The sequence below is a fragment of the Bradyrhizobium ferriligni genome (genome assembly GCF_056837965.1).
The window spans coordinates 66,527-88,784 of sequence record NZ_JBXEJO010000043.1 but is presented as its reverse complement, the minus strand read 5'-3'; the positions used below and the strand labels follow the sequence as shown (position 1 = coordinate 88,784).

Sequence of the window (22,258 nt, the reverse complement as noted above, 5' to 3'; positions counted from 1 at the left end):
CACATTTGCTTGCGCGCCGTGTATGACGCGGCGCATCAGCCAACCCCATATCGAGAAAGAGCACGTCATGACTGACATCGTCGACATCATCGGCCGCGAAATCCTTGATAGCCGTGGCAACCCCACGGTCGAGGTCGATGTGGTGCTGGAGGATGGGTCAATCGGTCGCGCGGCGGTGCCGTCGGGCGCGTCCACCGGCGCGCATGAGGCGGTGGAACTGCGTGACGGCGACAAGTCGCGTTACCTCGGCAAGGGCGTCGAGAAGGCGGTTGCCGCCGTCAACGGCGAGATCTTCGAGGCGCTCAGCGACCAGGCCGTCGAGGAGCAGGTCGCGATCGACCAGATCATGATCGAGCTCGACGGCACGCCGAACAAGAGCCGGCTCGGGGCCAACGCCATCCTCGGCGTCTCGCTGGCCTGCGCCAAGGCCGCCGCCGAATCCTTCGACATGCCGCTGTATCGTTATGTCGGCGGCACCTCGGCGCGGACGCTGCCGGTGCCGATGATGAACATCATCAATGGCGGCGTGCATGCCGACAACCCGATCGACTTCCAGGAATTCATGATCCTGCCGGTCGGCGCCACGTCGTTCGCCGAGGCGCTGCGTTGCGGTTCGGAAATCTTCCACACGCTGCGCGGCGAACTGAAGAAGGCCGGCCACAACACCAATGTCGGCGACGAGGGCGGCTTCGCGCCGAACCTGCCGTCGGCCGACGCCGCGCTTGAGTTCGTCATGAACGCAATCGGCAAGGCCGGCTACAAGGCGGGCGACGACGTCGTGCTCGGCCTCGACTGTGCCTCGACCGAATTCTTCAAGGAAGGCTCCTACGTCTATGGCGGCGAGAACAAGACCCGCTCGCGTTCCGAGCAGGTGAAGTATCTCGCCGATCTCGTCGGCCGCTATCCGATCGTCACCATCGAGGACGGCATGTCGGAGGACGACATGGACGGCTGGAAGGAACTGACGGATGCGATCGGCAAGAAGTGCCAGCTCGTCGGCGACGATCTGTTCGTCACCAACGTCACCCGGCTCGCCGACGGCATCAAGAACGGCCGCGCCAATTCGATCCTGGTCAAGGTCAACCAGATCGGCACGCTGACCGAGACGCTTGCGGCGATCGAGATGGCCTACAAGGCCGGCTACACCGCCGTGATGTCGCACCGCTCCGGCGAGACCGAGGACTCCACGATCGCCGATCTCGCGGTCGCCACCAATTGCGGGCAGATCAAGACCGGCTCGCTGGCGCGCTCCGACCGTACCGCCAAGTACAATCAGCTGCTGCGTATCGAGCAGCAGCTCGGCACCCAGGCGAAATACGCGGGCAGGGCGGCCTTGAAGGCGCTGGCGTAGCGCCCCAATTTGATCGGGATCCAACAAACGCAAAAACGGGAGGTCGGGATGAGCGACGGCAAGAGCGGTCTGCAACTGCGTTCGCTGCTCAAGAAGAATGGCGAGCTCGAGATATCGCTGGTCAATATCCCGACCCCCGAGCCCGGCCCCGACGAAGTCGTGGTCCGGGTCGAGGCGACCCCGATCAATCCGTCCGATCTCGGTCTTCTGATCGGCCCGGCCGACATGTCGGCCGCCAAGGTCTCCGGCAGCAAGGAATTGCCCGTGGTGACCGCGCGCGTGCCGGAAGCGGCATTGGCGGGCCTTGCCGCGCGGCTCGACGAGTCCATGCCGGTCGGCAATGAAGGTGCCGGCGTCGTGATCAGGACCGGTTCATCGGATGCGGCGAAAGCGCTGATGGGCCGCACCGTCGCGATGATCGGTGGCGCGATGTATGCGCAATATCGCACGCTGCGCGTCAACGAGTGTCTGCCGCTGCCCGACGGCATCACGCCGGCGGAAGGTGCGTCCTGCTTCGTCAATCCGCTGACCGCGCTTGGCATGACCGAGACGATGCGGCGCGAGGGGCACAAGGCGCTGGTGCACACCGCCGCAGCGTCCAACCTCGGCCAGATGCTCAACAAGATCTGCCTCAAGGACGGCATCGGCCTCGTCAACATCGTGCGCAACAAGGAGCAGGCCGACATCCTGCACAAGATCGGCGCCAAGCATGTCGTCGATTCCTCCGCGCCCGATTTCATGGACAAGCTCACCGGCGCGCTGGTCGAGACCGGCGCCACCATCGCCTTCGATGCGATCGGCGGCGGCAAGCTCGCGGGCCAGATCCTGGTCGCGATGGAGACCGCGATCAACAAGACCGCCAAGGCCTATAGCCGCTACGGCTCGAACGTGCACAAGCAGGTCTATATCTACGGCAGTCTCGATACTCGGGAAATTCAGCTGCCGCGCGGTTTCGGCATGGCCTGGGGCGTCGGCGGCTGGCTGCTGTTCCCGTTCCTGATGAAGATCGGTCCGGAGGCCGGCAACAAGCTGCGCCAGCGCGTGGTGGCCGAGTTGAAGACGACTTTCGCCAGTCGCTACACCAAGGTGGTCTCGTTGCAGGAGACCCTGCAGCTCGACAACATCGCCGTCTACAACAAGCGCGCGACCGGCGAGAAATTCCTGATCAATCCGAACAAGAGCTGAGGATCGAAACGCAAGGGCCGTCCCGACAGGGGCGGCCCTTTTTGCTTTGCATAGACCAATTCCGCGAAACGCTGCGTTTCCGGAATTGAACGATCCATGCACTTGCATCTTTCTTGGTGCGCCGGTAGGTGAGGCCCACCAGTTTCACGCGCAACCCCGAGGGGAAGTTGCTATGGCCTATAACATCGTCACCATCGTCGGCAGCATCCGCAAACAGAGCTTCTCGCTCAAGATCGCCAATGCGCTGGCCAAGCTTGCACCGGCGTCGCTGAAGCTCGACGTGACGACGCTGCAGGAAATTTCCTTCTTCAACCAGGACCTCGAGGCTGCACCGCCGGCGGACTGGCTGGCCTTCCGCGAGAAGCTGCAGAAGTCGAACGGCGTGCTGTTCGTGACCCCCGAATACAACCGCTCGATCCCGGGCGTGCTGAAGAACGCGATCGACGTCGCCTCGCGGCCCTACGGCAAGAGCTCGTTCATCGGCAAGCCGATCGGCATCATCGGCAATTCGCCCGGACCGCTCGGCGGCGTCAGCGCGGTGAAGCACTTGCAGAACATCCTGCCGGGCATTTCCGGCCCGATCCTCGGTCAGCCGGAAGCCTATCTCAACGGCGTCGGCGATGCCTTCGACGACAATGGCGAACTGACCAAGGAGTCGCTCAAGGGCGTGCTGCAGCAGTACCTCGGGGCTTTCGCGGCCTTTATCGAAAAGCAGAACCGCTGAGCAAGAGCCCCGTTCCGATTGAAGCGGAACGGGACTCTGAACTTGTTTTGACGCGTTTTCGTTCACGCGAACCGGTATCCACTTCGCTCGAAAACGCTCCGGTTCAGCCTTCATTAACCCCATGGCCGCATGCTCGCGGCCATGGTTTCCCGTACACGCCTCAAATCGATTCTGACCGGGCTCGCCCTCTATACGCTGGCGGCGCTGATGGTCGGCTATTTCGGCGTCAACGCCTACACCGGCAAATACGGCTTGAACGCGCGGCAGGAGCTCGATCAGGAGATCATCGCGCTGACCTCCGAGCTGGCGCGGCTGAAGAAGGAGCGGGCCGAGGGCGAGCAGCGGGTGTCGCTGTTGCGGTCGGACCGGGTCGATCCCGACATGCTGGACGAGCGTGCGCGCTTCCAGCTCGACTACGCCAATCCGCGTGATCTCGTTCGGATCAACAAGAACTGACGCGTTCTCAAATTTCAAAATCACTCGCGCGCTATCACAAAAATGTCGCGCTGCGCTGCAGTGCGGCATAGCAAAATTCCATCGGGCGAACGCAATCCTTCCAAGGCGATTTGAGTTGGGTTAGAGAGGGTTCTCCGACTTCTCTCACCCGGAATTGCCATGGCCGCACCCAAGAAAAGCGTCGCAAAAGAATCAGGGCAGGAGAAGGCCGGCTCTCCCCCCGAATTCACCAAGGAGCAGGAGCTCAAGGCACTGCGGGACATGCTCCTGATCCGGCGCTTCGAGGAGAAGGCCGGTCAACTCTACGGCATGGGTGCGATCGGCGGTTTCTGCCATCTCTATATCGGCCAGGAAGCGGTCGTGGTCGGCATGCAGATGGCGCTGAAGCCGGGTGACGAGGTCATAACCGGCTACCGGGACCACGGCCACATGCTGGCCTGCGACATGGAAGCCAAGGGCGTGATGGCCGAATTGACCGGACGCCGCGGCGGCTATTCCCGCGGCAAGGGCGGCTCCATGCACATGTTCAGCAAGGAGAAGCACTTTTACGGCGGTCACGGGATCGTGGGCGCGCAGGTTTCGCTCGGCACCGGCCTTGCGTTCGCCAACCGCTATCGCGGCAACGATAACGTCAGCGTGACCTATTTCGGCGACGGCGCGGCCAACCAGGGCCAGGTCTACGAAAGCTTCAACATGGCGGAGCTGTGGAAGCTGCCGGTGATCTACGTGATCGAGAACAACCGCTATGCGATGGGCACCTCGGTGTCGCGCGCATCGGCCCAGCAGGACTTCTCCAAGCGCGGCGCCTCGTTCAACATTCCGGGCAAGCAGGTCGACGGCATGGACGTGCGCGCGGTCAAGGCCGCCGCCGATGAGGCCGTGGCCTGGTGCCGCGGCGGCAACGGTCCGATGATTCTGGAGATGCAGACCTACCGCTACCGCGGCCACTCGATGTCCGATCCGGCGAAGTACCGCACGCGCGAGGAGGTTGAGAAGGTGCGTCACGACCAGGACCCGATCGAGCAGGTGCGCAACCGCTTGCTGGGCTCGGGCGTCAGCGAGCAGGACCTGAAGGCGATCGACGGCGAGGTGCGCGAGATCGTCAACGCGGCCGCCGACTTCGCGCAGCACGATCCGGAGCCGGATCCGGCCGAGCTCTACACCGACATCTACCGCTGACCCCACCCGCGCAGACGAATTTCAAGACCGATTTCGGGAGCCGATATGCCCATTCAAGTGCTGATGCCTGCGCTGTCGCCCACCATGGAGAAGGGCAACCTCGCCAAATGGCTGAAAAAGGAAGGCGAGACCATCAAGTCCGGTGACGTCATCGCCGAGATCGAGACCGACAAGGCGACGATGGAGGTCGAGGCAACCGACGAGGGCACGCTCGGCAAGATCCTGATTCCGGAAGGCACCGCGGACGTCGCGGTGAACACGCCGATCGCCACCATTCTCGTCGACGGCGAAAGCGCCGCCGACCTCGCCAAGGCGCCGGCGGCACCGGTGCCGCAGCCGAAGGCCGCCGAGGCCGCGCCGGCCGAAGCCAAGGGGGATGCAAAGGCGGAAGCGCCGCAGCCCGCGGCGAAGGCGCCGGCTGCGCCCGCGACCGAACCCCTGCCAGATCCAGAAATCCCTGCGGGGACCGAGATGGTCACGCAGACCATTCGCGAAGCGTTGCGCGATGCGATGGCCGAGGAGATGCGCCGCGACGGCGACGTCTTCATCATGGGCGAGGAGGTCGCGGAGTATCAGGGCGCCTACAAGGTGACGCAGGGCCTGTTGCAGGAATTCGGCGCCCGCCGCGTGATCGATACGCCGATCACCGAGCACGGCTTTGCCGGCGTCGGCGTCGGCGCGGCGATGGCGGGCTTGAAGCCGATCGTCGAGTTCATGACCTTCAACTTCGCCATGCAGGCGATCGACCAGATCATCAACTCCGCCGCCAAGACGCTTTATATGTCCGGCGGCCAGATGGGATGCTCGATCGTGTTCCGCGGCCCGAACGGCGCCGCCGCGCGCGTCGCCGCGCAGCACAGCCAGGACTACGCAGCGTGGTACTCGCAGATCCCGGGCCTCAAGGTGATCGCGCCGTATTCGGCCGCCGATTACAAGGGCCTGCTCAAGGCCGCGATCCGCGATCCCAATCCGGTGATCTTCCTCGAGAACGAGGTGCTGTACGGCCACACCGGCGAGGTGCCGAAGCTGGCTGATTTCGTGGTGCCGATCGGCAAGGCGCGGATCGCTCGCGCCGGCAAGGACGTCACCCTCGTCTCCTGGGCCATGGGCATGTCCTATGCGCTGAAGGCTGCCGACGAACTCGCCAAGGAAGGCATCGAGGCCGAGGTCGTCGATCTGCGCACCATCCGTCCGATGGACACCGAGACGATCATCAACTCGGTGAAGAAGACCGGCCGCGCGGTCACGGTCGAGGAAGGCTGGCAGCAGAGCGGCGTCGGCTCCGAGGTCGCCGCGCGCATCATGGAGCACGCCTTCGACTATCTCGACGCGCCGGTGGCGCGCGTCTCCGGCAAGGACGTGCCGATGCCCTATGCCGCCAACCTCGAAAAGCTCGCTCTGCCCTCCGTCGCCGAGGTGGTCGCCGCCGCCAAGGCCGTATCCTACCGGTAACGCCGATGGCCGGTCCCAAGGAGCAGCCGCTGCCGCCTGACGTGATGGGCCGCGACGACGCCATCGAGGTGCTGCGCGCCTTCGTCGTCGATGGCGGCCTGTCGATCGCGTTCCAGCGCGCGTTCGAGGAGCCGGACATGTGGGGGCTCATGCTGGTCGACATCGCCCGTCACGCCGCGCGCGCCTACGCGCGCGAGAGCGAATACACCGAGGACGAGGCGCTCGCGCGCATCGTCGAGATGTTCGAAGCCGAAATCGCCCGGCCGACCGACATGGGCCAAACCAAACCGCGGTCGCAACAAGGTCACTGACAATGCCGATCAATATTCTCATGCCCGCGCTGTCGCCGACGATGGAAAAGGGCAACCTCGCCAAGTGGCTCAAGAAAGAGGGCGACAAGGTCAAGTCCGGCGACGTGATCGCGGAGATCGAGACCGACAAGGCGACGATGGAAGTCGAGGCGGTCGATGAAGGCACGATCGCCAAGATCCTGGTGCCCGAGGGCACCCAGGACGTGCCGGTCAACGACGTCATCGCGGTCATGGCCGGCGACGGCGAGGATGTGAAGGCGGCGGCCAGCGCCGGAGCAGGCGCCACACCGGCCGCGAAACCCGCCGAGGCGCCGAAGCCCGCTGCCCAGGCCGCGCCGGCGGCGGCTCCCGCACCGGCGGCAGTGCCTGCGCCGAAGCCGGCCGCAGCGCCCGCCGCGGCGCCTCAGGCCGCCGCACCCGCCGCGCAGGCCAACGGCCACGCCCGCGTGTTCTCTTCACCCCTGGCGCGCCGGTTGGCAAAGGAAGCCGGCATCGATCTCGCCCGCATCACCGGCACCGGCCCGCATGGCCGCGTCATCGCGCGCGACGTCGACGAGGCCAAGTCCGGCAAGGGCCTGAAGGCGCCGGCGGCCGCGCCCGCCGCGGGTCCGAGCATCGCGCCGTCGATGTCGGACAAGCAGATCCTCGCGCTGTTCGAGCCGGGCTCCTACGAGGTGGTGCCGCATGACGGCATGCGCCGCACCATCGCGCAGCGTCTCACTGCCTCGGTGCAGAACGTCCCGCACTTCTACCTCACCATCGACTGCGACATCGGCAAGCTGCTCGCCGCGCGCGAGGAGATCAACGCCGCGGCGCCGAAGGACAAGGAGAAGAAGCCGCTCTACAAGATCTCGGTCAACGACTTCGTCATCAAGGCGATGGCGGTCGCGCTGCAGAAGATTCCGAACTGCAACGTCAGCTGGACCGAAGGCGGCATGCTCAAGCACAAGCATTCCGACGTCGGCGTCGCGGTGGCGATGCCGGGCGGCCTGATCACGCCGATCATCCGCAAGGCCGAGACCAAGACGCTCTCGACCATCTCTAACGAGATGAAGGATTTCGCCGCGCGCGCCCGCGCCCGCAAGCTGAAGCCGGAGGAATATCAGGGCGGCACCACCGCGGTCTCCAACCTCGGCATGTACGGCATCAACCACTTCACCGCCGTGATCAATCCGCCGCATGCCTCGATCCTCGCGGTCGGCACCTCGGAGGAGCGTCCGGTGGTGCGCGGCGGCAAGATTGAGATCGCGCACATGATGAGCGTGACCCTGTCGTGCGATCACCGCGCGATCGACGGCGCGCTCGGCGCCGAGCTGATCGGCGCCTTCAAGCAGCTGATCGAAAACCCCGTGATGATGATGGTGTGACGGGCATCCGCCATGTACGCGATCTACGGTCCGTACGTCCTGCTCGCCGCCGTCGCCGTCGCGTTGCTGGTCGCGGTCAACCGCGACCTGATATCGACGATCCAGTTCAGGATCATGATGATCGGCGCCGCGGTGCTGGCGCTGGCGTGGTCCGTGTTCCTCGGTGCGGTATGGCGGGAGTACGGATGAATGGCCGGCACGGCTCGCACGCGCTGGCCCTGGATCTCGCTGTTGCTGTCGGCCGCGCTGGTCTGCAATCCGGTCGGGTTCGATTTTCTGCACTCCGCGTTCTTCGCCGGCGAACAGCTGGCGCGGAACATCGCCCAGCCGCTCGTGCTGACGGCCCTGGCCATCATGGCCCTGGTGATCGGGCTCGAATGGCTGGTCAGGTCATTGATCGCAAGAAGCCGCGCCCGCGGCGTCACACGTTGAGTTGAACGGGAGCCGCCATGGCCGACACATCCTTTGACGTTATCATCATCGGCTCCGGCCCCGGCGGCTACGTGACCGCGATCCGCGCCGCGCAGCTCGGTTTCAAGACCGCGATCGTCGAGAAATCCTATCTCGGCGGCATCTGCCTGAACTGGGGCTGCATCCCGACCAAAGCGCTGCTGCGCTCCGCCGAGATCTATCACTACATGCAGCACGCCAAGGATTACGGCCTGTCGGCCGACAACGTCTCGTTCGATCCGAAGGCGGTGGTGCAGCGCTCGCGCGGCGTCTCGAAGCGCCTCAATGACGGCGTCGGCTTCCTGATGAAGAAGAACAAGGTCACGGTGATCTGGGGCGACGCCACGATCGATGCGCCCGGCAAGATCACGGTGAAGAAGTCGGCGGTCGAGGCGCCGAAGGGCGCCAGCGGCGAGGGCACCTATCAGGCCAAGCACATCATCGTGGCGACCGGCGCGCGGCCGCGCGTGCTGCCCGGGCTCGAGCCCGACAAGAAGCTGATCTGGACCTATTTCGAGGCGATGGTGCCGGAGCGGATGCCGAAGTCACTGCTGGTGGTCGGCTCCGGCGCGATCGGCATCGAGTTCGCCTCGATCTTCCACACGATGGGCGCCGATGTCACCGTGGTCGAGGTGCTGCCGCAGATTCTCCCGGTCGAGGACGCGGAGATTGCCGGGCTCGCCCGCAAGCGGTTTGAGAAGATGGGGATCAAGATCCTCACCTCGACCAAGGTGACAAAGCTCGAGAAGAAGGCCGACAGCGTGGTTGCGACCATCGACGACGGCAAGGAGAAGCCGCAAGCGGTGGAGTTCGAGCGCGTGATTTCGGCGGTCGGCGTGGTCGGCAATATCGAGAATCTCGGGCTGGAGAAGCTCGGCGTCAAGACCGACCGCGGCTGCATCGTGATCGACGGCCTCGGCAAGACCAGCGTCCCCGGCATCTATGCGATCGGCGACGTCGCGGGGCCGCCGATGCTCGCGCACAAGGCCGAGCATGAAGGCGTGATCTGCATCGAGGCGATCAAGGGCCTGCATCCGCATCCGATGGACAAGCTGATGATCCCGGGCTGCACCTACTGCAACCCGCAGGTCGCCTCCGTCGGCCTCACCGAGGCCAACGCCAAGGAAGGCGGCCGCGAGATCCGGGTCGGCCGCTTTCCCTTCGTCGGCAACGGCAAGGCGATTGCGCTCGGCGAGGACCAGGGCCTCGTCAAGGTGATCTTCGACAAGAAGACCGGACAGCTGCTCGGCGCCCACATGATCGGCGCCGAGGTCACCGAGCTGATCCAGGGCTACGTCGTGGCGATGAATCTGGAGACCACGGAAGAGGAATTGATGCACACCGTATTCCCGCATCCGACCTTGTCGGAGATGATGAAGGAAGCAGTGCTCGACGCCTATGGGCGCGTGCTGAATATCTGAGGCCGCGGACGGCGGCCACGGTCCCGTCATCCTGAGGAGCGCGGAGCGCGTCTCGAAGGATGCACGGCCCGGATCCAGCAGCGGGGCTCGTCGCCCTTCGAGACGGCCGCTGCGCGGCCTCCTCAGGGTGACGGGCCAAACACCGGTCAAAACGAACAGCAAGAAAGATCAGAGCCAGTGAAAGACAACGACAACCTCACCATCGAACGCCCGACCTTCGTCACCCATCTCGAATGCGCGATGGAGGGCGATCACTATCCCGCGGACCAGGTGCACAACCTCTCCAAGGCCGGCAAGCCGCTGCTGGTGCGCTATGACCTCGCCGGAGTGAAGAAGGCGCTGACCAAGGATGCGCTGGCGCAGCGTCCCGCCGATTTGTGGCGCTACCGCGAGCTGCTGCCGGTGCGCAAATGCAAGGACATCGTCTCGCTCGGCGAAGTCACGACGCCGCTGATCCGGCTACCGCGGCTCGGCGCCAGGCTTGGCGGCGGCGAGATCATTGTGAAAGATGAAGGCCGGCTGCCGACCGGCTCGTTCAAGGCACGCGGCCTCGTGATGGCGGTGTCGATGGGCAAGGCGCTCGGCATCAAGCACATGGCGATGCCGACCAACGGCAATGCCGGCGCGGCGCTGGCGGCCTACGCCACCTCGTGCGGCATCAAGACCACGATCTTCTGCCCGGCGGACACGCCGGAGGTGAATGTCAGCGAGATCGAGCTGCAGGGCGCCACGGTGTATCGCGTCAACGGCTATATCGACGACTGCGGCAAGATCGTCGGCGAGGGAAAAGCGAAAGTCGGCTGGTTCGACACCTCGACCCTGAAGGAGCCGTACCGAATCGAGGGCAAGAAGACCATGGGCCTCGAGCTCGCCGAGCAGCTCGGCTGGGACGTGCCCGACGTGATCTTCTATCCGACCGGCGGCGGCACCGGCCTGATCGGCATGTGGAAGGCGTTCGACGAGCTCGAGAAGATCGGCTTCATCGGAAGCAAGCGCCCGCGCATGGTCGCGGTGCAGGCCTCGGGCTGCGCGCCGATGGTGCGGGCCTATGAGGCCGGCACCGAACACGCCGCGCGCTGGGAGGACGCCCACACCATCGCCTCGGGCATCCGCGTGCCGCAGGCGATCGGCGACTTCCTCATTTTGCGCGCGGTGCGCGAGAGCAAGGGCTTTGCGATCGCCGTCGACGACGACAAGATCAGCGCCGCCCTCAACGAGGTCGCGCGCGAGGAGGGGCTGTTGCTGTGCCCCGAGGGCGCCGCGACCTATGCCGCCTACAAAGAGAGCCTCGCCGACGGCCGCGTCAGCAAGACCGACCGCGTGATGCTGTTCAACTGCGCCAGCGGCCTGAAATACCCGCTGCCGCCGATCACCCGTACGCTCGACCGGCACAAGCCGATCGACTTCTCGCAGTTCTGACGCCTCATCCGAAGGGCCATCTTGTCGAAAGGTGGCCCTTCAAAAATAATTAGAAACAAGAAAATTTAGGGAGAGCGTGATGCGGAAGCTGCTTCTGGCCGTGTTGGCGATGTTGGCGTTGACGGGGACCGTTTCCGCGGAAACCTATCCCGCGCACCCGATCACCATCGTGGTGCCGTTTGCTGCCGGCGGCCCCTCGGATGCGATGGCGCGCATCCTCGGCGAGCGCATGAAGCAGTCGTTGGGCGAGGTGCTGCTGATCGAGAACGTGACCGGGGCGGGCGGCTCGATCGGCGTCGGCCGTGCGGTGCGCTCGGCGCCCGACGGCTACACCATCTCGTTCGGCCATCTCGGCACCCACGTCGCGAACGGCGCGATCTACAAGCTCGGCTACGACCTCGTCGCCGATCTCGAGCCGGTGGTGCTGCTGCCGAGCAACCCGATGATCATCGTCAGCAAGAATGCAGTGCCGGCGAAATCGCTGAAGGAACTGCTGGAGTGGCTGAAGTCGCGGCCGGCGCCGCCGACCGCGGGCACCGCCGGCGCCGGCAGCGGCAGCCATATCGCCGGGCTCTATTTCGAGAACGTCTCCGGCATCAAGCTGCAATACGTGCCGTATCGCGGCACCGGGCCTGCGCTGAACGATCTCGTCGCCGGCCAGATCGACATCATCGTCGACCAGACCTCGAATTCGATCAACCAGGTCCGCGCCGGCAATATCCGCGCCTATGCCGTCACCGATTCCAAGCGGGTCGCGAATGCGCCTGACGTCCCGACGGTGGACGAGGCCGGCCTGCCGGGCTTCCACATGACGCTGTGGTCCGGCCTCTGGGTGCCGAAGGGCACCCCGAAGGAGATCGTGGCCAAGCTCAATGCCGCTGCGGTCGCGGCGATGGCCGATCCGGCCGTGCAGAAGCAGCTTGAGAATTTGGGCTTGCAGATGCCGCCGAAGGACCAGCTCACGCCGGATGCACTCGGCGCCTGGCAGAAGGCGGAAATCGCAAAATGGTGGCCGATGATCAAGGCCGCCAATGTGAAGGTGGATTGAACCGCGCTCTCTCCGCATCGGCCCGGCCCCCGTGCGCAATTGCGCACTAGGCCGGGGCGACGCTGGATTATTGCGACGGCATTGCCTCAGCCGGCGCCGCGTTGCTCTCCTGCGTCACGACGCGCTCGCCGTTCTTGGCCACCGCCGTGCCGGCGTCCTCGAACCGTGCCTGGTAGACCGCGAAATTCTCCATCACGCGCTGGACGTAGTTGCGCGTCTCGGAGATCGGGATCCGCTCCACCCAGTCGACCGGATCGACCTTGGGATCGCGCGGGTCGCCATAGGCCTTGATCCAGTCGCGAACGCGGCCGCGGCCGGCGTTGTAGCCGGCAAAGGTCATGATGTGGCAGTTGCGATATTCCGACAGCAACGCGCTGAGCTCGGCTGCGCCCATCTGGGTGTTGTAGACGGGATCGGACACCATCCGGCTCCAGTCATAGCTGACGCCGAAGCGCTTGGCGGTGTCGCGGCCGGCTTCGGGTGTCACCTGCATCAGGCCGACGGCGTTGGCCGCCGACTTGTCGCGCTGGTCGAACGCGCTTTCGGTGCGCGCGATCGAGTAGGTCATGCTGCGGCCGATATCGGGGGCGATCGGCGTGTGCTTGGGAATGCCGATCACCGGGAAAGCGTAATGGTCGAAGGCAAAGCCGCGCGCGAGCGCGATCTTGCCGATCTGCAGCATGGCCCGGGCATCGTTGCGGCGGCCGGTGAGCTCGCCGAGCGCTTCGAGCATCCCGACATCGGTGCTTTCCTCGGCGAGGTCGGCGGCGAAATAGAGCACGATGTCGGGCTCGCCGATCGCATAGAGCATATCGGCGGCGCGGACGCGCTCGTCCGCTGCCATGCTGCCGGCGTTGGCGGCCGGCGAGGGCGCGCGCAGCTCGACGCCACCATCACGGCCGAGCCTGGCCAGCGCGAGCTGACCGTAATAGGCCGTCGGGTAGCGCGCGGCGGCCTGGTAGTCGGCCCGCATCGCCGCGGAATTGCCGAGTGCCTCGGCGGCGCGGCCACGCCAATAGGCGGCGCGCGCCAGCACGGTCGGGTTGGTCTGGCCCTCGTCGATATGCGCGAAGTGCGCCGCGGCGGCGTCGGCGTCGTTGAGATAGCGCAGCGCGATCCAGCCGCGCATGAAGTGCATGTCGGAGCGGTAATAAGGATTGTCCGGCGCCGCCGCGGGCCGGATCACGTCATAGGCCGCCTGGTACTCGCCCTGGTCAAGCAGCTTGCGGGAGAGGATGCGGCGCTCGCGCCACCACTGGTCGGTGTCCTGCTGCGCCATCGTCTCGGGCTCAGCCGCGATCGTCACGCGGGCCGCTTCGTCGACCTTGTTCTTCGCGAGCAGCCACTGAATTCGGCACAGCGTGTAGCCGAGATCGCGGCGGGCATCGGCCGGCACATCGTTGAGTGTGTCCTCTGCCTTGCTGGATTGTCCGCGGACCGCGCCGCAGGCTTTCACGATCGCCAGATCGTCGCTGCCGAGCCGCTGCGCCGCGCGCCGCGCGCCGGCGAGGTCCTTGGCGCCGATCCGCTTGTCCATGCGCGCCCGATGGTCGTCGCGCGTCAGCAGGTCCTTGAACGCATCATAGGCGTCGCTCTCAGTGCGATCGGACAGCTCCTCCGAGCGCCATGCTTCGCGCACCAGGCGGGTGGCGCCGTCGCGGTCGCCTTCGGCCAGCAGCGTGCGGGCGAGCGCGAACTTGCCCTTGGCGCTGATCGGCTGATCGAGAGTGAAGCCGTGCACCGTGGCCGGATCGCTGCGCTCCTGCCACATCCGCGCTTCGGCGCGCTTGCGCAACAGCGTGACGCTTGGCCAATCCGGATTGGCCGTCACGAATGCCGCATAGCGGGTGAACGGCGCGCTCGATTCCGAGTGGCGCAGCAGATACCACTCGACGAGTTTTCGCCCGACCGGGTCGGTGATCTTGGCCTGGATGTCGGTCGCGTCGCTGGTCTTGCCTCTGCGCGCGGCGAGGATCGCGTCCCTGATCGTGGCGAGATCGCCCGACAATTGCGGCCCGGCGGGTTTCTCCGGCTCGGGCGCCTTCTCAGCGGATTTGGAAGGAGCGGATTTGGCCTTCGCGGATTTCCGTTTGTCGGCGCCATGTCTGGCGTGCCGCCGCTTGCCGGAGGCACTCTCGCGCGCGGCCTTGCCGCCATGCGCCTTCTTGTCCCCGTGGCCGCTCTTGGCCTGGTGCTGGTGATGCGGCTTGGCGGTCGCCTGGACCGGAAGCAGCGCGAGCGCGGCGGCGGTGGCGAAGCACGCCAGCGGACGTAGGCAACGGTTCATTCCCTGGTCCCCCCTGAGAAACCATGAGGCACAACAGAACGCGTCATACGGCGGCACAACCGCCGCAGATTATCACTACCCTCGATTCTCGAGTGTTAATGCAGCTGCAACTCAACAGGGAAAACGCGGCGAAATATGGAATATGGCGTGTGGAACCCGCGGGAACCGGGGTTTTTACGGGCGGAAATGGACAGGCCGCACCATGCTTTGACCGGTTCCTCGTGAGTTGTATCGTCGTTGCGAACGCACGTGGGGGCTGCCGATGTCACTGACGGATCACTTTTCGCAAGCTGGTGCGCCATGACGGCTCGCCTCAGAACCATCCTCGACGGCGGCCGCTATTTCGAAGGCCCGCGCTGGCATCGCGGGCGGCTCTGGTTCGTCGATTGCATGGCGCGGAGGCTTCTGAGCATCAGCCCATCGGGCGAGTTGCAGGAGCATGCTGCGCTGACGGACGACACGCCGTGTGGGCTCGGCCTCCTGCCTGATGGCGACATCGTCGTGCTGACGATGTTCAGGAAGAGGCTGCTGCAGTTTTCCGATGGAGCGCTGTCGCTCTATGCCGATCTCTCCGAGGTCGCGACCGGCACGATCGACGACATGATCATCGACGGGCAGGGACGCGCCTATGTCGGCGATCTCGGCTTCAACCTACCGCCGCCGGAGCGCCGCGGCGCGGTCGGCCGGATCATCCTCGTGACGCCCGACGGCAGTGCGCGCGTCGTCGCGGAAGGCTTGCGGTTTCCCAACGGCATTGCCGTCTCCTCTAACCATCGCCGGCTCGTCGTTGCCGAAATGGATGGCGCAGGTCTCGCCGATTACGACATCGCGCCGGACGGCGGCCTGAGTCTGCGCGGGCGGTTCGGCAGCATCAACGATCCCGACGGCATCTGCCTCGATGCCGACGGGGCGACCTGGGTCGCGTCTTTCACGGAGGATGCTTTTGTCCGGATCGATCGCACCGGCGTGGAGCGTGAGCGCATCACGGTGTCCGGCCGCCGCGCGCTTGCCTGCGCGCTCGGAGGTGCGGACCGCAGGACGCTGTTCTGCCTGAGCGCGGAGACGTCCTACGAGGAGCTACGCAAGGGCAGGTCCACGTCGCGGATCGATGTGGTCGAGGTCGACACGCCGGGTGATGGCTATCCCTGAGCCGCGACCGCAGGCGCGTCTCACTTCTTCTTTTTCTTCTCTCTCCACTTCAGGATGTCGGCCTGGCTCCTGAAGGCGCGGGCGAGGGAGCGCATCTGGTTGGCGACAAGTGCGTCGGCCGTCGTCAATGCAACCCGCTCCGCGGTTTGCGCCTGCTTGCGAATTGCCTTGGCCATTTTCATGAAGGAACCAATCGCGCCGCGTCGCTCTGGTTCCTGCACGAGCGACTGCGTCTTGATCTCGGGGCCTTGAGTTTCGTTCTCGTTTCGTTCATATTTGCGCGCTCCGGGAGAGCGCCGCCATGGACGCCGAGCGAGACCGCGAAATCATCAGGCTGTGGAACGAGCTCCGCCGGCTACAGCGCGAGGGGCGTCCGACGGCGTTGCTGGTCCGCCGGATTGAGAAGGCGCTCGCGGAACGCGAGCAGGAGGCCGCCTGAAACTCTCGTCTTGCCGCGTCCCCTCTGCGCGAAAACGGTCTAGCGCCCGCCGTCCGGCCCCATGATCACATTCGGCAGCCAGGTCGATATCTGCGGAAAGAAGCAGAGCAACAGCACTGCGAACATCATCAGCAGCACGAACGGCAGCGTGCCCCAGATCACCTCGCTCAAGGGGATGTCGGGCGCGACGTTGCGGATGACGAAGATGTTGAGGCCGACCGGCGGATGGATCAGGCCCATCTCCATCACGATGGTCATGACGACGCCGAACCAGATGATGTCGAACTCGGCCGCGCGCAGCGGCGGCAGGATGATCGGCGCGGTCATCAGGATGATCGAGACCGGCGGCAGGAAGAAGCCGAGCACGATCACCATCACGAGGATCGCAAACAAGAGCTCCCAGCGCGGCAGGTGCATGGCGACGATCGCTTCCGCCGCCGACTGCGAGATGTGCAGGTAGCTCATCACATAGGAATAGAGCAGTGACATGCCGATGATCAGCATCAGCATGGTGGACTCGCGGATGGTCGATTTCAGGATCGGCGACAGGTCGCTGGGCGTCCACACGCTGTAGATCACGGCGATCAGCCCGAGCGCCAGGAGGCCGCCGAGGCCGGCGGTTTCCGACGGCGTGGCGTAGCCGCCATAGAGCGCGATCATCACGCCGGTCAGCAGCAGCACGAACGGGATCACGCGCGGCAGCGCGCTGAAGCGCTCGGCCATGGTGAATTCGTCATGCTGCAGGATCGCCGCGTCCTTGCCGGTCGCGTCATAGACGGCGCGGGCCATGGCGTATTCCTTGCGGAAGCGGAACACGGCGTAGAAACCGAACAGCGTCACCAGCAGCAGGCCGGGGCCGATGCCGGCGAGAAACAGCCGTCCCAGCGATTTCTCGGCTGCGACGGCGAACAGGATCATCGTGATCGAGGGCGGCAGCAGGATGCCAAGCGTGCCGCCGGCGGCGATGATCCCTGCGGCAAAGCCGCCGGAATAGCCGCGCTTGCGCATCTCCGGAATGCCGGCCGAACCGATCGCCGAGCAGGTCGCCGGCGAGGAGCCGGCCATTGCCGCGAACAGGGCGCAGGCGAACACATTGGCGACGCCGAGGCCGCCGGGCACGCGGTGCAGCCAGGCATGCAACGCCGAATAAAGATCCTGGCCGGCGCGCGATTTGCCGATCGCCGCGCCCTTCAGGATGAACAGCGGGATCGACAGCAGCGTGATCGAGGCCATCTCCTCGTAGACGTTCTGCGTCACCGTATCGAGCGAGGCCGCCGGCATGAAGATCGCCATGAACACAACCGCGACCGCACCGAGCGCGAACGCGATCGGCATGCCGGAGAACATCGCAAACAGGGTGGCAAGTCCGTAGGAGATACCAATACCAAACACGGTCATCGGCGCGCGCCACCCGTCAGCGGAATGATGATTTGCAGGAGGATCTGCACGCAGAGCAGCGTCATGCCCAGCGCCATCAGCACGTAGGGGATGGCGAGCGGCGGCGACCACATCGAGTTGGATACCTGGCCGTCGACATAGGCTTCATGTGCCAGGGTCCAGGACTTCCAGGCGAAGAAGGCGCAGAACGCGAAGCTCGCGACGTCGACCAGCCACAGCCTGATGGCGTTGGCGCGCGCCGAGAGCAACCCGACGAACGCCTCGATGCTGACATGGCCGCGCTGGCTCTGCACATAGGCCGAGGTCATGAAGGTGGCGCCGACCAGGAGGAACACGGCGGCCTCGTCCTGCCAGTAGTTCGGGCTGTGGAACAGGGCGCGGCCGAGCACGCTGTAGCTCAGGATCACGCAGGCCGCGACCAGGGCGAGGGCGGCGAACACCACGATGATGTTGTTGCAGATGGACAGCGCGCGCCCAAGCAAGGCCACGGGCGTGTTGCCCGCGGCGATGCTTGCGGTTTCGGCCTGATCCGGGACCGGACCATGCATCATGCGGCGACGTCGCTTGCGAGCTTCAAAAGGTTGGCGGCGGTGGCGGTCTTGGCGCCATAATCCTTCCACGCGGTATCGCGCGCGATGTCGCGCCACTTGCCGACAATGGTTGCATCGAGCGCGCTGACCTTGGCGCCGGCCTTCTCATAGACCTTGGCGACTTCGGTATCGTCGTCCTGCGCTCCCTTGCGGCCGAACGCCTCGAGTTCGGTGCCGACGGCGAGGATGATGTCCTGCTGGTTTTTCGGCAGCTTGTCGAAGATCGCCTTCGACATCATCAAGGGCTCCAGCATGAACCAGTAGGAGGCGCCGGCGCCCGAGGTCAGCGACTTCGCGACCTCCTCGAGGCGGAACGAGATCAGGCTGGTGGAGGAGGTGATGCCGGCGTCGCAGGCGCCGGTCTGCATCGCGGCGTAGAGCTCGTTCGAGGGCACCGACAGCACGGCGGCGCCGGCGGTCTGCAGCACCATGTCCATCTCGCGCGAGCCGCCGCGCACCTTGAGGCCCTTGGCATCTTCAGGCGCCACGATCGGCTTGGAGCGGCTGGCGACGCCGCCGGCCTGCCAGACCCAGGAAATCAGCAGAATGCCCTTGTCGGCGAGGAAGTCGGTCAGCGCCTTGCCGACCGGCTCCTTCTTCCAGCGCAGGCCCTGATCGTAGGTGGTGACGAGGCCCGGCATCAGGCCGATATTGGTCTCCGGCAATTCGCCGCCGGCATAAGGCATCGGATACAGGCTGAGATCGAGCGCGCCCTTGCGCATCGCCGAGAACTGCGCGTTGGTCTTGATCAGCGACGAGTTCGGGTAGACCTCTGCGGTCAGCTCGCCACCCGAGCGCTTGGCGACCTCGGCCGCGAACATCCTGCACAGCCGGTCGCGGAAGTCGCCCTTGTCGATGGTGCCGCCGGGGAACTGGTGGGAGATCTTCAGAGTGGTCGCGGCATGCGCGGTCCCGATGCCCATCCGCAGGACGGCGGGTGCGGCGAGGGCGGAAGCGAGGACGTGGCGGCGTGTGAGCATTGTTCTCCCCTGAGAGCTTCTTGAGTGGCTGTTAGGCCGGCGCGGAGCCTTAGCTTAGCCGGTCTTCGCGTGAATATTCTCTAGTCTGATAGTTCGAGGCGCCCTGATAGTGCGAGCCCGTACGGGGCTGCAAGTCCTGACGTTCAAGTCCTGACATTCAAGCGTTGCCGTTGTTGCAGCGCACACTGATGCGCGGTGACGCCGCGTCGTCACGCAACCGTCGCGCGACCGGACGCCGGGCGACCGCAGCCGCGCCGCTTCAAGAATTCGTTATTGGAGGTAACGTCGGCCGGCGCAAGTGCGTCGAGCAGAGAGCGGCAAGTCGTCGCGCTCACATTCGACCACACAAGGGATCATCACCATGACCACCAAGACCCGCCTCGGCCTTTCCGCCGCGCTGCTATCGTTCAGCCTGGCGCTGGCGCCCGCCGCCTTCGCTCAGGACAAGATGGGCAAGGATGACGCGATGAAGAAGGAAGACACGATGTCCAAGGATGCCATGAAGAAGGACGGTGGCATGATGAAGAAGGACGACGCCATGAAGAAGGACGGCGGCGCGATGATGAAGAAAGACGACGGCATGAAGAAGAACTGACTGCCGTCATCGCCCGCTGTCCGCAGGCCCGCCGCTCTGGCGGGCCTGGTTGCGCCTTAGCGCTTCTTCTTGCCGCGCTCCTTGCGTGCCGCGTAGCGGGCATCGCGCTTGGCCTTCTGCTCGGCGAGCAGCGCCTCCTCGCGGGCGGTTTCCTCTTCCTTCTCGCGCGCAATGCGGGCGGCCTCGGCGGCTGCGGCCTCGTCCTCGCGGCGCTTCTGCTCGGCCTTTTCGGCCTCACGGGTTTCCTTGGCCTTGGCGCGGCGGTCGGCGATCGCCGCGCGCTCCTCGGCACGTGCCTTCACAGCGGGATCGTCAGCTCCCGGCTGGGAGCGAAACTTGTTGAGGAGGTTTTGCCGCGCCTGCAGGGCCGCTTTCTGGCGGTCGGCAAAACCCGGTTCCTTGAAGCCACTCATAGAGGAAGCCTTGCTGCTTTCTGTTCGGGTGATGGATGGGGTTGGTTCGGCGTTTCAATAAGTGAATGGCGACGAAATTGCCAGTGGCGAACGGAGGGCTGTGGAGCAAGGGAGATATGAGCCAGCGTCAAGCGGCCATCGTTCGCCCCGCGGGCGCGTGGTGAGTGGCTGGTCACCAAGGGCTGTTGAACAAGGGCTGTTGAAAAGTTCAGCCGCGCTGAAGGTGCTCGCGTCGTCCGTTACCCAGGACCTTGGCAACCGTCTCGGCGGTCATCGCGCTCCGGTCCGAGGCGCGCTGGGCTTCCAGCCTGTCGCGCGCCTTTTCGGTGATCAGCAGACTGATCAGCCGCAGCCTGCTGCTCTCATCGACAGCCTCCGAGAGCAACTGCCTGTAACGCTGATAGTTGTACGTCGTCGCTTCTTGTTCGCTCATCGGCACGCCCCGCACACGCGCTCCACTTCAGCGAGTACTCTTTCGCGAGTCGCCCCTGGCGCGCAACGGAATTGCGCTGCCGACGGCCGCGGCCGTGCATTTCGTAGTGCGACTGTTGCAGAATTGATCGCACGCAACCGTGCAAACGGTCATGATGCGGACCGTGGCAATCGGGAACCGAAGCTGGCATGAGCGAATCCGACGACGGAGGCAGCAGAAGGGGCGCGCTGATCGGACTGCTGGTCGCCGTGGTCATGCTCGCGGTCGGCCTCTGGCTCGCGCATGACCTGACGGCGGCGAGCAAGATGCAGGACTGCCTGATGTCGGGCCGGACCAACTGTAATGTGATCGAGCCGGCGCGCTGACCCCGTCTTGCGGCAGTGCAATATCGATCCCACATCCACCCCAAAGACTCGGGCTGAACTGTTTGATCCCGGTTGTGATTCCGATCACACGCGGACAGGCGGGCTGCCTGATCGACTCCTGGAGATCGGCGGGAACCAAGGCCATGATGTCCAAGCTGTGGTCCGGAAAGGGCGCGGCGCTGGCTGCCGCAGGCGCGGCGGGTGCCGTTTTGGTGGCGTATCTATCCCTGACGCTGGCGTCGCCCGAGCCGGTGTCCAACGCGGCGCTTGGGCCGGAATGGCAATGCAGCCGGGTCGCTTTCGTGCTGACCACCTGCACCCGGGCGACCGAGGCCGAAGCGGAGGCCAAGCCGCAGGGCGAGGTCAAGGCGATCCCGGTGCGGGCGAAGGACGATTGTCCGCCGGAGCTCTAGATCTTTTTCTGGCGCGTTGTCCGCACGCGAGGCGGTGCCGATTTCGCTGGAAGGCGCGCCGGCCGGGCCGCAGCAGCGGCCGCATTTCAGGTTATTTCTTGGTGGTACCGCGCGGCTTGATCGACAGGCCGAGGCGCATGGCCATCTTCTTGATCCGCTCCGGCGAGCGGCCGGTCGCCTTCACGACCTCCTCCAGCGACTTTGAGGAGCGTGCCAGTTCCATCAGTCGTCGGTCCTCCTTGAACGACCACCGCGGCTTTCGGGCCATCTTGTTGGTATCCTTGTGCATTGCTGGGCAACAAAGCCGCCAGGCGGGGTCGCCTGACGGCCTTGCCGGTGTGGGCCCGGACCTTGGGGAAATGTCCGGTGGATAAGCAATACTGCTTCCGAATAAGGCCGCAATTGAAACCGGAATTTAACCTAACCTATCAAGGTTACTTGCAACGTTGCTCGGATACGGCGTGGCAGGAGGCCTTATGCGCAAGGTCGCCATTTTGAGTGCCGCAGCATTTTTACTGTCCGGTTGCTGGTCAGACCCGGAGGTCACGGGATCGACCAACAGCTGTGCGGCCAATCTTTACAGTCAGTACAATCCCAAGGTCATGGATCAGTGCGTCAACGCCTGCATCAAGTGTGACCGCGGCAACGTTACGACCTGCACGACCTCCTGCACGCTGAAGGGCGCGCGGTAATCGATCCGCGCATTCTGATGCCAGCGAGGCCTCGTGGCGTCACGCCAACGGGCCGCCTTGCGTGGCGCGATGATCGCCTTTATCGCGTCGGGGCAGCGGCGCCGTCGGCGCGCCGGACACTGAGAGTGTGGAACAGGGCGC

The 22,258-nt window shown here is 65.1% G+C and carries 27 protein-coding genes; 19 read left to right on the top strand and 8 right to left on the bottom strand.

Annotated elements, in window-relative coordinates; genetic code table 11:
* Positions 1-67 precede the first annotated feature (67 nt).
* The 13 genes from eno (at position 68) to AC1VNY_RS25005 (ending at position 12,363) form a co-directional block, all read left to right on the top strand.
* Positions 68-1,351, top strand: a complete 1,284-nt coding sequence (gene eno / locus AC1VNY_RS25065) for a phosphopyruvate hydratase (protein WP_028339707.1) — start codon at positions 68-70, stop codon at positions 1,349-1,351.
* 48 nt (positions 1,352-1,399) lie between these two features.
* Entirely contained in the window at positions 1,400-2,536 is a 1,137-nt protein-coding gene (locus tag AC1VNY_RS25060; protein ID WP_482407159.1) for a zinc-binding dehydrogenase, read from the top strand.
* Positions 2,537-2,708: 172 nt separating this feature from the next.
* A complete protein-coding gene (locus tag AC1VNY_RS25055; RefSeq protein ID WP_482407158.1) occupies positions 2,709-3,260 on the top strand; it encodes an NADPH-dependent FMN reductase in 552 nt (183 codons plus the stop codon).
* Positions 3,261-3,401: 141 nt separating this feature from the next.
* Positions 3,402-3,716 (top strand): FtsB family cell division protein, encoded by a 315-nt coding sequence (locus AC1VNY_RS25050; RefSeq protein WP_028339710.1) that lies wholly within the window; start codon positions 3,402-3,404, stop codon positions 3,714-3,716.
* Positions 3,717-3,875: 159 nt separating this feature from the next.
* Positions 3,876-4,895: a pyruvate dehydrogenase (acetyl-transferring) E1 component subunit alpha gene (pdhA, locus tag AC1VNY_RS25045; RefSeq protein WP_482407157.1), complete on the top strand. Its 1,020-nt coding sequence runs from the start codon at positions 3,876-3,878 to the stop codon at positions 4,893-4,895.
* Between the two features lie 45 nt (positions 4,896-4,940).
* Entirely contained in the window at positions 4,941-6,347 is a 1,407-nt protein-coding gene (locus AC1VNY_RS25040) for a pyruvate dehydrogenase complex E1 component subunit beta (protein ID WP_069276767.1), read from the top strand.
* Between the two features lie 5 nt (positions 6,348-6,352).
* Positions 6,353-6,658 (top strand): DUF5076 domain-containing protein, encoded by a 306-nt coding sequence (locus AC1VNY_RS25035; protein ID WP_018271806.1) that lies wholly within the window; start codon positions 6,353-6,355, stop codon positions 6,656-6,658.
* Between the two features lie 2 nt (positions 6,659-6,660).
* Complete coding sequence (locus AC1VNY_RS25030; RefSeq protein WP_482407156.1) at positions 6,661-8,025, top strand: pyruvate dehydrogenase complex dihydrolipoamide acetyltransferase; 1,365 nt, start codon at positions 6,661-6,663, stop codon at positions 8,023-8,025.
* Between the two features lie 12 nt (positions 8,026-8,037).
* Positions 8,038-8,214: a hypothetical protein gene (locus AC1VNY_RS25025; protein WP_162832423.1), complete on the top strand. Its 177-nt coding sequence runs from the start codon at positions 8,038-8,040 to the stop codon at positions 8,212-8,214.
* The gene (locus AC1VNY_RS25020; protein WP_304495494.1) at positions 8,215-8,457 is read left to right on the top strand and encodes a hypothetical protein; all 243 of its coding nucleotides are present in this window, start codon (positions 8,215-8,217) and stop codon (positions 8,455-8,457) included.
* Between the two features lie 17 nt (positions 8,458-8,474).
* Positions 8,475-9,896 (top strand): dihydrolipoyl dehydrogenase, encoded by a 1,422-nt coding sequence (lpdA, locus tag AC1VNY_RS25015; RefSeq protein WP_482407155.1) that lies wholly within the window; start codon positions 8,475-8,477, stop codon positions 9,894-9,896.
* 177 nt (positions 9,897-10,073) lie between these two features.
* The gene (locus AC1VNY_RS25010) at positions 10,074-11,315 is read left to right on the top strand and encodes a threonine synthase (RefSeq protein WP_028339715.1); all 1,242 of its coding nucleotides are present in this window, start codon (positions 10,074-10,076) and stop codon (positions 11,313-11,315) included.
* Positions 11,316-11,394: 79 nt separating this feature from the next.
* Entirely contained in the window at positions 11,395-12,363 is a 969-nt protein-coding gene (locus AC1VNY_RS25005; RefSeq protein ID WP_482407154.1) for a tripartite tricarboxylate transporter substrate binding protein BugD, read from the top strand.
* 67 nt (positions 12,364-12,430) lie between these two features.
* Here AC1VNY_RS25005 and AC1VNY_RS25000 read toward each other — a convergent pair whose 3' ends face one another.
* Positions 12,431-14,650 (bottom strand): lytic transglycosylase domain-containing protein, encoded by a 2,220-nt coding sequence (locus tag AC1VNY_RS25000; protein ID WP_482407153.1) that lies wholly within the window; start codon positions 14,648-14,650, stop codon positions 12,431-12,433.
* A gap of 300 nt (positions 14,651-14,950) precedes the next feature.
* Between AC1VNY_RS25000 and AC1VNY_RS24995 the strand changes: the two genes are divergently transcribed.
* Positions 14,951-15,799 (top strand): SMP-30/gluconolactonase/LRE family protein, encoded by an 849-nt coding sequence (locus AC1VNY_RS24995; RefSeq protein ID WP_482407152.1) that lies wholly within the window; start codon positions 14,951-14,953, stop codon positions 15,797-15,799.
* Positions 15,800-15,819: 20 nt separating this feature from the next.
* Here AC1VNY_RS24995 and AC1VNY_RS24990 read toward each other — a convergent pair whose 3' ends face one another.
* Positions 15,820-16,020, bottom strand: a complete 201-nt coding sequence (locus AC1VNY_RS24990) for a hypothetical protein (RefSeq protein WP_482407151.1) — start codon at positions 16,018-16,020, stop codon at positions 15,820-15,822.
* Between the two features lie 80 nt (positions 16,021-16,100).
* Here AC1VNY_RS24990 and AC1VNY_RS24985 point away from each other — a divergent pair, with 80 nt between their 5' ends.
* On the top strand, positions 16,101-16,238 hold the full coding sequence (locus tag AC1VNY_RS24985) for a hypothetical protein (protein ID WP_155258394.1): 138 nt from the start codon (positions 16,101-16,103) through the stop codon (positions 16,236-16,238).
* A gap of 39 nt (positions 16,239-16,277) precedes the next feature.
* Here AC1VNY_RS24985 and AC1VNY_RS24980 read toward each other — a convergent pair whose 3' ends face one another.
* The 3 genes from AC1VNY_RS24980 to AC1VNY_RS24970 are packed head-to-tail and all read right to left on the bottom strand — an operon-like array spanning position 16,278 to position 19,206.
* Entirely contained in the window at positions 16,278-17,636 is a 1,359-nt protein-coding gene (locus AC1VNY_RS24980; RefSeq protein WP_482407150.1) for a TRAP transporter large permease, read from the bottom strand.
* Positions 17,633-18,187 (bottom strand): TRAP transporter small permease, encoded by a 555-nt coding sequence (locus AC1VNY_RS24975; RefSeq protein WP_429040793.1) that lies wholly within the window; start codon positions 18,185-18,187, stop codon positions 17,633-17,635. The genes AC1VNY_RS24980 and AC1VNY_RS24975 overlap by 4 nt, the downstream gene beginning before the upstream one ends.
* Positions 18,184-19,206: a TRAP transporter substrate-binding protein gene (locus AC1VNY_RS24970; RefSeq protein ID WP_482407149.1), complete on the bottom strand. Its 1,023-nt coding sequence runs from the start codon at positions 19,204-19,206 to the stop codon at positions 18,184-18,186. The genes AC1VNY_RS24975 and AC1VNY_RS24970 overlap by 4 nt, the downstream gene beginning before the upstream one ends.
* A 361-nt stretch (positions 19,207-19,567) precedes the next feature.
* Here AC1VNY_RS24970 and AC1VNY_RS24965 point away from each other — a divergent pair, with 361 nt between their 5' ends.
* A complete protein-coding gene (locus AC1VNY_RS24965; protein WP_016842498.1) occupies positions 19,568-19,801 on the top strand; it encodes a pentapeptide MXKDX repeat protein in 234 nt (77 codons plus the stop codon).
* Positions 19,802-19,857: 56 nt separating this feature from the next.
* Here the strand turns inward: AC1VNY_RS24965 and AC1VNY_RS24960 are convergent, their stop codons facing one another.
* Entirely contained in the window at positions 19,858-20,214 is a 357-nt protein-coding gene (locus AC1VNY_RS24960; RefSeq protein ID WP_461195608.1) for a DUF6481 family protein, read from the bottom strand.
* A 208-nt stretch (positions 20,215-20,422) separates the two neighbouring features.
* Positions 20,423-20,647, bottom strand: coding sequence for a hypothetical protein (locus tag AC1VNY_RS24955; protein ID WP_482407148.1), 225 nt, complete (start codon positions 20,645-20,647; stop codon positions 20,423-20,425).
* Positions 20,648-20,835: 188 nt separating this feature from the next.
* Here AC1VNY_RS24955 and AC1VNY_RS24950 point away from each other — a divergent pair, with 188 nt between their 5' ends.
* Both AC1VNY_RS24950 and AC1VNY_RS24945 read left to right on the top strand, forming a co-directional pair.
* Positions 20,836-21,012 (top strand): hypothetical protein, encoded by a 177-nt coding sequence (locus AC1VNY_RS24950; RefSeq protein WP_016842502.1) that lies wholly within the window; start codon positions 20,836-20,838, stop codon positions 21,010-21,012.
* A gap of 143 nt (positions 21,013-21,155) precedes the next feature.
* Positions 21,156-21,425 (top strand): hypothetical protein, encoded by a 270-nt coding sequence (locus AC1VNY_RS24945; protein WP_035631163.1) that lies wholly within the window; start codon positions 21,156-21,158, stop codon positions 21,423-21,425.
* A 91-nt stretch (positions 21,426-21,516) separates the two neighbouring features.
* Here AC1VNY_RS24945 and AC1VNY_RS24940 read toward each other — a convergent pair whose 3' ends face one another.
* Positions 21,517-21,693: a hypothetical protein gene (locus AC1VNY_RS24940; RefSeq protein ID WP_167350394.1), complete on the bottom strand. Its 177-nt coding sequence runs from the start codon at positions 21,691-21,693 to the stop codon at positions 21,517-21,519.
* 208 nt (positions 21,694-21,901) lie between these two features.
* Here AC1VNY_RS24940 and AC1VNY_RS24935 point away from each other — a divergent pair, with 208 nt between their 5' ends.
* Entirely contained in the window at positions 21,902-22,117 is a 216-nt protein-coding gene (locus tag AC1VNY_RS24935; protein ID WP_026192800.1) for a hypothetical protein, read from the top strand.
* The last annotated feature ends 141 nt before the right edge of the window (positions 22,118-22,258 follow it).